Annotated in this window: 7 protein-coding genes, 2 tRNA genes and 3 rRNA genes; 6 read left to right on the plus strand and 6 right to left on the minus strand. The window is 41.7% G+C overall.

Annotated features, from left to right (window positions below):
• Positions 1-226 precede the first annotated feature (226 nt).
• The 6 genes from tssH to AC4CUY_RS20695 are packed head-to-tail and all read left to right on the plus strand — an operon-like array spanning position 227 to position 7,793.
• Positions 227-2,899, plus strand: a complete 2,673-nt coding sequence (tssH, locus tag AC4CUY_RS20670) for a type VI secretion system ATPase TssH (RefSeq protein ID WP_490774629.1) — start codon at positions 227-229, stop codon at positions 2,897-2,899.
• Positions 2,900-2,918: 19 nt separating this feature from the next.
• Positions 2,919-4,022 (plus strand): type VI secretion system protein TssA, encoded by a 1,104-nt coding sequence (gene tssA / locus AC4CUY_RS20675; RefSeq protein WP_419360136.1) that lies wholly within the window; start codon positions 2,919-2,921, stop codon positions 4,020-4,022.
• Positions 4,023-4,028: 6 nt separating this feature from the next.
• Entirely contained in the window at positions 4,029-5,393 is a 1,365-nt protein-coding gene (tssK, locus tag AC4CUY_RS20680) for a type VI secretion system baseplate subunit TssK (RefSeq protein ID WP_004823587.1), read from the plus strand.
• Positions 5,394-5,407: 14 nt separating this feature from the next.
• The gene (gene icmH, locus AC4CUY_RS20685; RefSeq protein ID WP_336953853.1) at positions 5,408-6,208 is read left to right on the plus strand and encodes a type IVB secretion system protein IcmH/DotU; all 801 of its coding nucleotides are present in this window, start codon (positions 5,408-5,410) and stop codon (positions 6,206-6,208) included.
• An 11-nt stretch (positions 6,209-6,219) separates the two neighbouring features.
• On the plus strand, positions 6,220-6,813 hold the full coding sequence (locus AC4CUY_RS20690; RefSeq protein ID WP_336953854.1) for a hypothetical protein: 594 nt from the start codon (positions 6,220-6,222) through the stop codon (positions 6,811-6,813).
• A complete protein-coding gene (locus AC4CUY_RS20695) occupies positions 6,810-7,793 on the plus strand; it encodes a M15 family metallopeptidase (protein WP_490774630.1) in 984 nt (327 codons plus the stop codon). Before AC4CUY_RS20690 ends, AC4CUY_RS20695 begins: the two co-directional genes overlap by 4 nt.
• Positions 7,794-8,059: 266 nt before the next feature.
• On the opposite strand, the gene AC4CUY_RS20700 is transcribed toward AC4CUY_RS20695, so the two are convergent.
• From AC4CUY_RS20700 to AC4CUY_RS20725, 6 genes are all read right to left on the minus strand, one after another.
• A complete protein-coding gene (locus AC4CUY_RS20700; protein WP_490774631.1) occupies positions 8,060-8,371 on the minus strand; it encodes an ankyrin repeat domain-containing protein in 312 nt (103 codons plus the stop codon).
• A gap of 185 nt (positions 8,372-8,556) precedes the next feature.
• Positions 8,557-8,671: ribosomal RNA gene (gene rrf, locus AC4CUY_RS20705) — 5S ribosomal RNA — on the minus strand.
• A 167-nt stretch (positions 8,672-8,838) separates the two neighbouring features.
• Positions 8,839-11,729, minus strand: a 23S ribosomal RNA gene (locus AC4CUY_RS20710).
• Between the two features lie 336 nt (positions 11,730-12,065).
• Positions 12,066-12,141 (minus strand) — tRNA-Ala (locus tag AC4CUY_RS20715).
• Positions 12,142-12,185: 44 nt separating this feature from the next.
• Positions 12,186-12,262, minus strand: a tRNA-Ile gene (locus tag AC4CUY_RS20720).
• 59 nt (positions 12,263-12,321) lie between these two features.
• A 16S ribosomal RNA gene (locus AC4CUY_RS20725) occupies positions 12,322-13,860 on the minus strand.
• The 16S, 23S and 5S rRNA genes sit together here with 2 tRNA genes alongside, the layout of an rRNA operon.
• Positions 13,861-13,956 lie beyond the last annotated feature (96 nt).

Raw genomic sequence — 13,956 nt, forward strand, 5'->3', positions numbered from 1 at the left:
TATCAATATTTTAACCGTTTGATAAAAATGACTTTTTTAATTGGTTGTATAATATACATAATATCCTATCTTCACAAAAGTTTTTTTTTATGTAAAATATTTCCAGTGATTTTTAAAAAATTATTAAATATTTGATTTCAATATACTAATTTTAATGCCAAATTTATAGGCTAGAAAATTTAGAATTTATTTGCCTAGAAATAAAGTTTTTTGAGAGAGACAGAAAATGACAGATCTAAAAGTTTTGATTAAAAAGTTATCAGCATCCTCACGTACATCTTTAGAACAATCCGCCAATTTATGTGTAAACCATCAAAATTTTGAAATCGAAATCGAACATTTTTTTGTCAAATTATTAGAACAACAATCCAATGATCTTGAACTTATACTTAATAAATACAAAATTTCAAAAGATGCACTTTTAACGGATTTATTAGAGTGTATTTCTCAACTTCCTAAAGGAAATACCCGTACACCTATTTTTTCCAAATCAATTGTTAGGCTCCTTGAGCAAGCATGGTTACTTGCTTCAGCTGAACAAGATCCAGTGATTCGAAGCAGTCATTTATTGATTGCTCTTTTAACAGCATCTGATCTTTACCAAATTGCCATTCGAGCATCAAGCTTATTTGATCTGTTTCCCATCGATACGATGAAACATAAATTCTTGGAAATTTGTGTAAAGAGTACCGAAAATATCCCAACAAATGTTCAAGAGCAAGAAGCAGAACTTAAAAATACCCTAACAGACAATCATGCTTCGAACAACAAGACACCTGCATTAGATCAATTCACCATTAATTTAACTGAAAAAGCACAAAAGGGTGGGATTGATCCGGTCATTGGACGTGAATATGAAATCCGTTTAATGCTTGATATCTTAATGCGCCGTCGTCAAAACAATCCTATTTTAACGGGTGAACCTGGTGTGGGTAAAACGGCAGTTGTGGAAGGTCTGGCATTAAAGATCTCACAGAACCAAGTGCCTGATGCATTAAAAAATGTCCAATTACACTCTTTGGATATGGGGCTGTTACAAGCAGGCGCAAGTGTTAAAGGTGAGTTTGAAAACCGCTTAAAACAAGTTATTCAAGAAGTGCAACAGTCTTCACATCCGATTATTCTGTTTATTGATGAAGCCCATACCATGATTGGCGCCGGCGGCCAGGCTGGGCAAAATGATGCAGCGAACTTATTAAAACCTGCACTTGCGCGGGGTGAATTACGCACCATTGCAGCTACAACTTGGGCCGAATATAAACAGTATTTTGAAAAAGATGCTGCTTTAAGTCGTCGTTTCCAAGTGGTCAAAGTAGAAGAACCGACTGAAGAAGTCGCGATCGATATGCTACGTGCCATGATTCCAGTGATGGCCAATCACTTTAATTTACGTATTGATGATGAAGCGATTATCACCGCTGTTCATTCTTCACATCGTTATATTAGTGGCCGCCAACTCCCGGATAAAGCCATTAGTGTGCTTGACACCGCTGCAGCTCGTGTTGCGCTAACCCAAAATGCTCAACCAGTCAAACTCGATCAACTCAAAGCACAACAACATAATTTAAATCTTGAATTCAATATTATTGAAAGTGAACACCGTCACCAGCCAATTCATGAAGAGCGTTTAACTCAGTTAACATCATCATTGGAATTACTTGATCAAGAAATTCAGCAAACAGAACAACAATGGCAAGCTGAATTGGCTCTGATTCAAAAAATCCAAGCATTAGAAACCGCTGAACAGGCCGATTCAAACAAAGATGAGATCTTCAATACACGTACGCAGTTATCTGTGTTACAAGGTCAGCAACCACTGGTCTTTGAACGTGTAAATGCCCAAATTATTAATGAAATTATTTCAGACTGGACTGGTATTCCTGTTGGCAAAATGGTCAATGATGAAATTAAGCAAATTCTCAGTCTGGAAGAAAAACTTGAAAAACGGGTGATGGGACAAGATTATGCCCTACATCAGTTGGTTCAAGGTATTAAAACCTCAAAAGCACGTTTAGAAGACCCAAATAAACCACAGGGTGTTTTCATGCTTGTTGGTCCAAGCGGTGTAGGTAAAACAGAAACTGCCTTAGCACTTGCTAATGAACTTTATGGTGGTGAGTCACATTTAATCACTATCAATATGTCTGAATACCAAGAGGCGCATACGGTTTCTTCGCTTAAAGGCGCGCCTCCAGGATATGTCGGGTATGGTCAAGGCGGTGTTTTGACTGAAGCCGTTCGACGTAATCCGTATAGCGTTGTGTTATTAGACGAGATTGAAAAAGCACACAGCGATGTCCAAGAGCTGTTCTATCAAGTTTTTGATAAAGGTACACTCGAAGATGGTGAAGGTCGTGTGATTGATTTTAAAAACACCACGATATTACTGACTTCAAATACAGGGTCAAATGCCATCATGCAAGCATGCCTAAATCAACCTGTCGAAGAATGGCCAAGTGCTGAAGAGCTGACTGAACAACTCAAACCAAGCTTATACAAACAATTTAAGCCGGCATTCTTAGGCCGTATGCGAATTGTCCCATACTTCCCGCTACATGATGATCTTTTAGTCAGAATTATTGAGCATAAACTCGGAAAAATTACAGCACGACTCGAAAAACAGTATGAAACGAAAGTGACATATAGCGATGATTTAATCGAATTAATTCTAAGTCGTTGCACTGAAGTTGATAGTGGTGCACGGAATGTTGATAATATTTTAAATGCCTCTGTGTTACCTGCTTTAGCCACTGAAATATTGGTGGCTTTGGCTGAACAAAAAATTCCAAAAGTCATTCATATTGATACGAAAGATGATGAAATCATTTACCTGTTAGATCCACAAGCGAAGCCAGCAAAGAAAAAGTCGAGCAAAAAGTCAAAAGTTGTGGAAGCTTAAATATATACGAGTATAGAAAATGGATATAAATTTAGACGTCTTATTAGAGCCTATTTCTGATGCTCATCCGTGTGGAGAAGATTTGTCTTTTTCCAATGAGTTTCACGAAATTAAAAAAGCACGTACCCATGATGATCCTTTATTAGACCAAGGTGATTGGATTTCTGAACCAAAGCAAGCCGACTGGTCGTTTGTTGCAGAAAAATCAATCCAATTACTCACACAAAAAACCAAAGATATTCGTTTATTAACATGGCTTACAGAAGCTTGGACAAACCTCTATGGCTTTGAAGGGCTAATTAAAGGGCTAGAACTGAGTCACCGTGTTTTAGAACAGTTCTGGTTGAAGATTCATCCTGAAATTGAAGATGATGACTTAGATCAACGCCTAGGATTACTGCAAGGTTTTACCACCCAATTACCGAGCTTGGTAAAGAATGTTCCGCTCATCAACATTCAACCGTTTTATTCACTTGCGCAATACGAAAAATTCTTACACTTACAGAATAATCGTCGTAAGCAAGCAGAAGATTCTGACAGTGTAGAAGCATCCTTAGAGTTAGATCAATTCAATCAAGCGCTTTTCAATACTTCTCGAACTTTTCAATATCAAAATTATCAGCAATTTCAAGAAATTTTGCAGCATTGGAATATTATCAAACAAACATTAGATGCACTGATGGAGCTGGAAGCACCGAGCTTTGCAAGTATCGATTCGCAGTTTGAAAATATTCAAATGAATCTGAAAAAAATCTATAAAGCCGACTCATTTGGGAATAATAACAATACAACCACAGTTGAAGATACCCCAGCTCAAATGACCATGCCGGTAACAGAAACAACGCATTCAGCTCCAATTCCGCAAGCGCAAACATTTCAACCTCAACCACAAAGCCATTTACAAAATCGTGAACAGGCAATGCGGGTTTTACAAGAGATTGCTGATTACTTTCAAACCAACGAGCCGCATAGTCCTGTGAGTTATATGCTGCAAAAAACAATTAAATGGAGCCAAATGCCTTTACATGAATGGTTAACTCAAGTCATTAAAAATGATAATCCCCTTGATTCTATTCATGAGTTATTGGGCGTAAACCAAAATAATGAATCTTCTGAATGGTAATCATCTATGTTTAAAGCAGAAAAAGTTCTTTGGGGTGAAGGTTTATTTTTAAGACCACAACACTTCCAATTACAAGACACGTACCAAGAACAACGACTTAATCACACCATTCGTTCAACGATTCCTTATCCTTATGGAATTAAAAATCTTCGATTTGACGAAACACAACTGGGCACACATGTACTTGCTTTAGAGCAAATTGATATGATTTGGCAGGATGGTGAAATTTACCAAGCACCAGCCAAAGATCTGTTACCACAACCGATTTTATTGGATGAACTGAACTTACGTGGGGAAATGTTAATCTACTTAGCATTGCCTATTTTACAACCCAATAAGAAGAACATCTCTGATGAACAGGATAAACAACCTGCTCGCTACCATTCATATTTGAATGAAACTCATGATCTTTTTACTGATGCATCCCCTGCTGAAATTACATTTCTTCGACGCCGAACTGAATTTAAACTTTTTGATGTTCAAGCAGATCCAAATCAAGATTTAGATGGTTTTTTATATCTCGCCATCGGAAAAATCCGGCGTCATAGCTCAGGGAATTTTGAAATTGATTCAAAATATATTCCACCAATTTTACATATTCAGTCAAATGAAACCTTATTGGCAAATTTGAAGCGAACACTGAACGTTGTTCGTGCCAAAATTAAGATGATTCAAACCAATAACCGTGAAAATGAACAAAAGCTCATTGAATTTAGATCGGGTGATATTGTTTCATTCTGGTTGGTCAATGCACTAAATACCGCTCATGCGACCTTGAATCATCTGTTACAAAATCCGCAGATTCACCCTGAAAAACTATTTTTTGAACTTCTGCGTTTAACTGGCTCATTGCTGACATTCTCGACCGCATACGAAGTTGAGCATTTGCCACAATATCAACATCATAACTTGCAAGATAGCTTTAGCCAGCTTGATAAAATTTTACGCGAATTGCTCGATACAATTATTTCAAGCCGTTATATCAGTATTGCACTGAAAGAAATTCGCCCATCTTATTGGGTGGGAAGTTTGGAAACAGATAAAATCACTAAAGAATCAAGGCTTTATATTGCTGTTTCTAGTAGCATGATGCAAACCCATGAACTGATTCAAATTGTCCCGCTGCGTTTCAAAGTCGGGAATACTGTTGATGTTGAACAACGTGTTGTTGCGGCACTTCCTGCAATCCCAATTCATCATTTAGTCCAAATTCCAACTGCTATTCCGGTACGTTCTGGTGTGAATTATTTTGAAATTGAACCACATCATGAAATGTATCAACGTATGCTTGATTCTGAAACCATCTGTATTTATGTCCCTGCAGGTTTCCAAGATATCAGTATTGAATTAATTGCAGTGATGAATGGTTAAGCGAGGAGTATGTCATGAGCCAGAATAATATTGCCCCCTCACTGTTTGATGATGGACAAATTGGTGGAGGTTCTTTACCTCAACAATCCAAAATCACACAAGCAACCAATTTAGTCGATCTTCTACATGACGGATTTTATATTGTATTCTTATTAAAGAATCAGTATGTTCCAGAAAATGCAAACGGCTTTAAAGACAAAATTTTAGACTTGTTGAATCGATTTGAACATCAAGCAAAAAAACTGCAGTTTTCTCCTGAAGATATTCATGATGCAAAATATGCATATTGTGCCTTAATTGATGAAACCATTGTTACCCAACAAGATCCATCATTTTTTAACCTACAAAATCATTGGTTAATCAGCCCACTTCAATTAACTTTATTTGGTTCACAACTTGCAGGTTATCGTTTCTTTGAGTTTCTCGAACTGATCCGTGCTCGTGGTAAAGAACGATTGGCTTCACTCGAAGTCTATCATTATTGCTTATTACTTGGCTTTCAAGGTAAGTATCGTATTGAATCGATTGAAAGTTTAAATCATCTTGTGGCTCGGGTCGGTGATGAAATCGATTATTTAAAAGGCAAAAAGACCGCTTTTTCTCCTTTTGCAGCTTTACCAGATCAAATCAAAAATATTATTCATAAAGAATTACCCTTTGTTTGGATTTTAATTTTCCTGTTGTTATTTGCTGTACTAGCTTTCGCTGGCCTAAAATTCATGTTGAATAAAACAGAAGATGCTTCTATTGCGAAATTTAATAATGTGATTTCTGCACCTGCTGAACAAGCACATATCACTATTCAATTGCCTTGACAGGTTGAATTATGACACAAGAAAAACAAACATCTATTCGTATATTACAAAGTAAACCCGCTAAAAAAACATTGGGGAAATCATCTGTTTTTCTACTTGGTTTAATTGCTGGGATGGTTATTTCTGCTATTTTCTTTTTTGTTTTTATCAATATCAAACCAACAGAAAATACCAGTACCAATACAGATTCGGTTGCAACACAAGAACCTGAGTTACGCGATGTGCATGCTGAAGAAACAACAACTAATCATCACGATGAAAATGTCGGTGCATATAAGCAGCATATCAATGAGAAAGATTTTAATCAGATTTTTAAACATGAAAATAAGGTTGCTGCTCAAAAAAATCCAATTCCGAATGCCTCCCCATTTGAACAAATGCTAAAACCTGAGGCTAAACCAGTGCCGCAGTCAGCTGCAACTAGACCACAAGCTGCAATAACCGCAAAACCAATACCAAAAGCGAAAGTAGAAGCTAAAGCAGAAGCTTCTGCTAAACCCACTGAAAAAGAAGCCGTACCTAAAAAAGAAGAAGTGCAAGAGGCTTCCCCTGAAGGTACAGTGAAAGTGACGATAGACCGCAAAGTCATAGAAAACAAACCATGATTTTGTTTGTTGTCATTTGTTTTATCTTTTTGGTGCTTGGTCTAACTTTTCTCATGTCTTATGAAATTAGACATAAAACTTTAGACTACCTTAAAGCACTTTTACCACAAGGTAAGAGAAAGCTAGCTTCTGCAAAGCACTTTGCAGAACAAATGAACCAAGCGGCTTCAGCCAATCAAACCCAAACCCATTGGCATTTACAGCAATGGTGGATTTTGATTGCGGGTTTCTTTTTGCTTTCCAGTATTCTTGTTTTTGCATTTACACGACCAATTGATCCGACTAAGGTTGAAGCAGAATATTTAAGAAAAACTGACCCTCAAATTTATGCGCTATTAAATGGCGAGGTTTTAACCCCTCCTCCAGCAGTGGATGAAAGCTTAATTGATGCTGCGATTGTTCAAGCACAGATATTAGAAAGAGAAAACCCTGTTCCAAATCATCAAGTCCCGAGTGTAAATCCATCGGTTATTGATAATGAAGGAATTGGAGATCAACGTAGCAGCTTCGATACAGCTATGGTTGACCGGAAATGGGATAAAATGCATCCAAGTTATAAGCAACGTTTACTGATGGTCTTTAAAATCATGAAAGAACGTCATGGCTATGAAATGGTGCTTTTAGAAGGTTATCGTAGTCCAGAGCGTCAAACTCGTTTATCTGGCAATACAGCCACGACTTTAGCCAAAGCTTATCAAAGTTATCATCAGTTTGGTTTAGCAGCCGATGTTGCCTTTAAACGAGATGGTAAAGTTGTTATTTCTGAACGAGATCCTTGGGCATGGAAAGGCTACCAATTATATGGGGTTGTTGCTGAATCTGTAGGTTTAACATGGGGTGGACGTTGGACACGAATCCACGACTATGGTCATACTGAGTTCCGTATGCCTGGACTGCGTAAAAACCGTGAATCTGCTGAACGCTTGATTGCTGAAGCACAAGGCAAAGGACTTATGGCAAATAATATTGATGTAAATTAATTGCCATGTTGTCTTTGTAAGAAAATGCTTACATCAATCACAGCTATTGTCATCTATACGATCAAAGCACATTCTTATATTCTATAGTTATAGGGAACAGGAAGTTTCCCAGACATAAAACAACAATAAAGCGTCTGAGCATCAGGAACGTGAGATTCGACAGGAGTCAGATCTAACACACCAATACAAAGAAAACCCCATCAGGATGATGGGGTTTTCTTTTTATATCTATAGAATATCTGATTCACATCACGTTGTTTGAGAATCTACAAGCTATTTAAATACACAATAATCTGTTTATTTTCAGCCATTTCCGCAAGTTCTAATGCTGTAAATTGGCTTTTATAGTCTTTGTCTGCACCTTTAGAAATTAATAATTTAACGATATCTAAGTGATCATTCTCCGCCGCAGCTTGTAGCGCACTATAGCCTTCATCGTCAGTTTGATTAACGTCAATACCTTGTGATAATAGTTGTTCGACCTGTTCAAACTCTCCTAAAGATGCGGCATAGACCAGTTCAGGAAGATGTAATTCTTCTTCATTATCAGCAATAGGTGAGAAAGAGTTAATTTTCATAAGGAGCACCATTTTTTTGTTCAATTATTATTTAGCTAAAAATTTTAAAGGTCAACAATTCATTATTAACCGAATTCAGTCATCAATTTACTTAATATGACTAGATCTCTTTTATTCCGATAATAAGCACTGCGCATAAAAAAACACCCCGTTCTCGTTAGAGACCGGGGTGTTTTAGATTTAAAAGCTGGCGATGACTTACTCTCACATGGGTAACCCCACACTACCATCAGCGCTAAGAGGTTTCACTTCTGAGTTCGGGAAGGGATCAGGTGGTTCACTCTTGCTATTGTCGCCAGCAAACTGTTATGGACTTGTTCGGGTCTTATTTAAATGCCTTACTTCGTACCAAATGAGTTTAACAGAACATTTGAGTTGAATATTTTAACTAGCTTTACAACTAAATCAAGTATGTTTGATCTTTTATGAATCAAATGATGCTTCGTATACAACTGCTTGGGTGTTGTATAGTCAAGCCTCACGAGCAATTAGTATTGGTCAGCTTCATGCGTCACCGCACTTCCACATCCAACCTATCAACGTCGTAGTCTTCAACGGCTCTTTAGAGGACATAAAGTCCTAGGGAAATCTTATCTTGAGGTAGGCTTCCCGCTTAGATGCTTTCAGCGGTTATCCCTTCCGAACATAGCTACCCGGCGATGCGACTGGCGTCACAACCGGTACACCAGAGGTTCGTCCACTCTGGTCCTCTCGTACTAGGAGCAGATCCTCTCAAATTTCCAACGCCCACGGTAGATAGGGACCGAACTGTCTCACGACGTTCTAAACCCAGCTCGCGTACCTCTTTAAATGGCGAACAGCCATACCCTTGGGACCTGCTTCAGCCCCAGGATGAGATGAGCCGACATCGAGGTGCCAAACACCGCCGTCGATATGAACTCTTGGGCGGTATCAGCCTGTTATCCCCAGAGTACCTTTTATCCGTTGAGCGATGGCCCTTCCATACAGAACCACCGGATCACTAAGACCTACTTTCGTACCTGCTCGACTTGTGGGTCTCGCAGTTAAGCGCGCTTTTGCCTTTATACTCTACGCGTGATTTCCGACCACGCTGAGCGCACCTTCGTACTCCTCCGTTACTCTTTAGGAGGAGACCGCCCCAGTCAAACTACCCACCAGACATGGTCCTCGTCCCGGATAACGGGACAGAGTTAGAACCTCAATATTACCAGGGTGGTATTTCAAGGATGGCTCCATAGCAACTGGCGTCACTACTTCAAAGCCTCCCACCTATCCTACACAAGTAAGATCAAAGTTCAATGTCAAGCTGCAGTAAAGGTTCACGGGGTCTTTCCGTCTAGCCGCGGGTACACCGCATCTTCACGGCGAATTCGATTTCACTGAGTCTCTGCTGGAGACAGCGCCCCCATCATTATGCCATTCGTGCAGGTCGGAACTTACCCGACAAGGAATTTCGCTACCTTAGGACCGTTATAGTTACGGCCGCCGTTTACTGGGGCTTCGATCAAGAGCTTCGCTTACGCTAACCCCATCAATTAACCTTCCAGCACCGGGCAGGCATCACACCCTATACGTCCACTTTCGTGTTTGCAGAGTGCTATGTTTTTAATAAACAGTTGCAGGGGCCTGGTTTCTGTGGCTGCCAATAGCTCAAGGAGCAAGTCCTATCACCGTCAGCAGCGTACCTTCTCCCGAAGTTACGGTACCATTTTGCCTAGTTCCTTCAGCAGAGTTCTCTCAAGCGCTTTGGTCTACTCGACCTGACCACCTGTGTCGGTTTCGGGTACGATTCCTGTGTAACTGAAGCTTAGAGACTTTTCCTGGAAGCATAGTATCAGCCACTTCGCTAGTAAACTAGCTTGCTATCAGCTCTCAGCATAGAGCACCCCGGATTTGCCTAAGATGCATGCCTACTGCCTTTCACCTGGACAACCAACGCCAGGCTGACTTAACTTTCTCCGTCCTCTCATCGCATTACACAGAAGTATTGGAATATTAACCAATTTCCCATCGACTACGCCTCTCGGCCTCGCCTTAGGGGTCGACTCACCCAGCCCCGATTAACGTTGGACTGGAACCCTTGGTCTTTCAGCGTGCGAGTTTTTCACTCGCATTGTCGTTACTCACGTCAGCATTCGCACTTCTGATACCTCCAGCATACTTCTCAATACACCTTCATCGGCTTACAGAACGCTCCCCTACCACGTATACTAAGTATACATCCGCAGCTTCGGCATATAGTTTTAGCCCCGTTACATCTTCCGCGCAGGCCGACTCGACTAGTGAGCTATTACGCTTTCTTTAAAGGGTGGCTGCTTCTAAGCCAACCTCCTAGCTGTCTATGCCTTCCCACATCGTTTCCCACTTAACTATAATTTTGGGGCCTTAGCTGGCGGTCTGGATTGTTTTCCTCTTGACTACGGACGTTAGCACCCGCAGTCTGTCTCCCGGATAGTACTCATAGGTATTCGGAGTTTGCATCGGTTTGGTAAGTCGGGATGACCCCCTAGCCGAAACAGTGCTCTACCCCCTATGGTATTCGTCCGAGGCGCTACCTAAATAGCTTTCGGGGAGAACCAGCTATCACCGAGTTTGATTAGCCTTTCACCCCTATCCACAAGTCATCCCCTGGCTTTTCAACGACAGTGGGTTCGGTCCTCCAGTTAGTGTTACCCAACCTTCAACCTGCTCATGGATAGATCACCCGGTTTCGGGTCTATACCCAGCAACTAAACGCCCTATTAAGACTCGATTTCTCTACGGCTCCCCTATACGGTTAACCTTGCTACTGAATATAAGTCGCTGACCCATTATACAAAAGGTACGCAGTCACCGAACAAGTCGGCTCCCACTGCTTGTATGCATGCGGTTTCAGGATCTATTTCACTCCCCTCACAGGGGTTCTTTTCGCCTTTCCCTCACGGTACTGGTTCACTATCGGTCAGTCAGGAGTATTTAGCCTTGGAGGATGGTCCCCCCATATTCAGACAAGGTTTCACGTGCCTCGCCCTACTCGTCATCATTATATGTGCCCTTTCGTGTACGGGACTATCACCCTCTACGGTAGCACTTCCCAGAGCTTTCCGCTAAAACACATATAACTTAATGGGCTGATCCCCGTTCGCTCGCCGCTACTGAGGGAATCTCAATTGATTTCTTTTCCTAAGGGTACTGAGATGTTTCACTTCCCCTCGTTCGCCTCGCATGACTATGTATTCATCATGCGATACCTACCTTATGGTAAGTGGGTTTCCCCATTCAGAAATCTCCGGATCACAGGATATTTGCCGCCTCCCCGAAGCTTATCGCAGGCTATTACGTCTTTCATCGCCTCTGACTGCCAAGGCATCCACCACATGCACTTAATTACTTGACTATACAACCCCAAACAGTCGCTAATCCCTACAAGGAGGATCAACAATGTGGATTCAACCACTTCTATTTGTTGCCTGTGAATTTAATCACTATACAGCTTCAATTTAATTCATATACCAAAACGCTTGATTCAGTTTTATCGCTAGTTCTCATTTCATTCAATATTAACAATTGCTTGCTAACATCAACTAAAACGAGTTAAACAATTATTTCAACTCAAATATATTCTGTTAATGATTCACTACCGCCTCGTCAGCGAGTAGTTAACTGTGATAAATCACAGAACTTAATAAGCTATCGGCTTACTAAGTTCTGTAATCACTTAGTCTGTAATTAGTGGTGGAGACTAACGGAGTCGAACCGTTGACCTCCTGCGTGCAAAGCAGGCGCTCTACCAACTAAGCTAAGTCCCCAGCTTAAGATCTTAATATATCTGCTCTTCTGTGTTCAGTAGACTTGGTGGGTCTGACAAGACTTGAACTTGTGACCCCACGCTTATCAAGCGTGTGCTCTAACCAACTGAGCTACAGACCCTCAGATACATCAATGAAGAACAACTTGTTGTGGATTCTTACCAATCGTCAATCTTTCGTTAAGGAGGTGATCCAGCCGCAGGTTCCCCTACGGCTACCTTGTTACGACTTCACCCCAGTCATCGGCCACACCGTGGTAAGCGTCCTCCTTACGGTTAGACTACCTACTTCTGGTGCAACAAACTCCCATGGTGTGACGGGCGGTGTGTACAAGGCCCGGGAACGTATTCACCGCGGCATTCTGATCCGCGATTACTAGCGATTCCGACTTCATGGAGTCGAGTTGCAGACTCCAATCCGGACTACGATCGGCTTTTTGAGATTAGCATCCTATCGCTAGGTAGCAACCCTTTGTACCGACCATTGTAGCACGTGTGTAGCCCTGGTCGTAAGGGCCATGATGACTTGACGTCGTCCCCGCCTTCCTCCAGTTTGTCACTGGCAGTATCCTTAAAGTTCCCACCCGAAGTGCTGGCAAATAAGGAAAAGGGTTGCGCTCGTTGCGGGACTTAACCCAACATCTCACGACACGAGCTGACGACAGCCATGCAGCACCTGTATGTAAGTTCCCGAAGGCACCAATCCATCTCTGGAAAGTTCTTACTATGTCAAGACCAGGTAAGGTTCTTCGCGTTGCATCGAATTAAACCACATGCTCCACCGCTTGTGCGGGCCCCCGTCAATTCATTTGAGTTTTAGTCTTGCGACCGTACTCCCCAGGCGGTCTACTTATCGCGTTAGCTGCGCCACTAAAGCCTCAAAGGCCCCAACGGCTAGTAGACATCGTTTACGGCATGGACTACCAGGGTATCTAATCCTGTTTGCTCCCCATGCTTTCGTACCTCAGCGTCAGTATTAGGCCAGATGGCTGCCTTCGCCATCGGTATTCCTCCAGATCTCTACGCATTTCACCGCTACACCTGGAATTCTACCATCCTCTCCCATACTCTAGCTTCCCAGTATCGAATGCAATTCCCAAGTTAAGCTCGGGGATTTCACATCCGACTTAAAAAGCCGCCTACGCACGCTTTACGCCCAGTAAATCCGATTAACGCTCGCACCCTCTGTATTACCGCGGCTGCTGGCACAGAGTTAGCCGGTGCTTATTCTGCGAGTAACGTCCACTCATCCTAGGTATTAACTAGAAGAGCCTCCTCCTCGCTTAAAGTGCTTTACAACCATAAGGCCTTCTTCACACACGCGGCATGGCTGGATCAGGGTTCCCCCCATTGTCCAATATTCCCCACTGCTGCCTCCCGTAGGAGTCTGGGCCGTGTCTCAGTCCCAGTGTGGCGGATCATCCTCTCAGACCCGCTACAGATCGTCGCCTTGGTAGGCCTTTACCCCACCAACTAGCTAATCCGACTTAGGCTCATCTATTAACGCAAGGTCACAAGTGATCCCCTGCTTTCCCCCGTAGGGCGTATGCGGTATTAGCATCCCTTTCGAGATGTTGTCCCCCATTAATAGGCAGATTCCTAAGTATTACTCACCCGTCCGCCGCTAGGTCAATTACCGAAGCAATCTCCCCCGCTCGACTTGCATGTGTTAAGCCTGCCGCCAGCGTTCAATCTGAGCCATGATCAAACTCTTCAGTTAAAAATCATTAGTGACTTAAGGTCACAATTCTGGCTCATCAATGTACTGACAAATTCTCTCAAATAAACTTCGAGTAATTTAAACCAATCAATCAAT

This window comes from Acinetobacter sp. 778_lipA, from assembly GCF_058242985.1.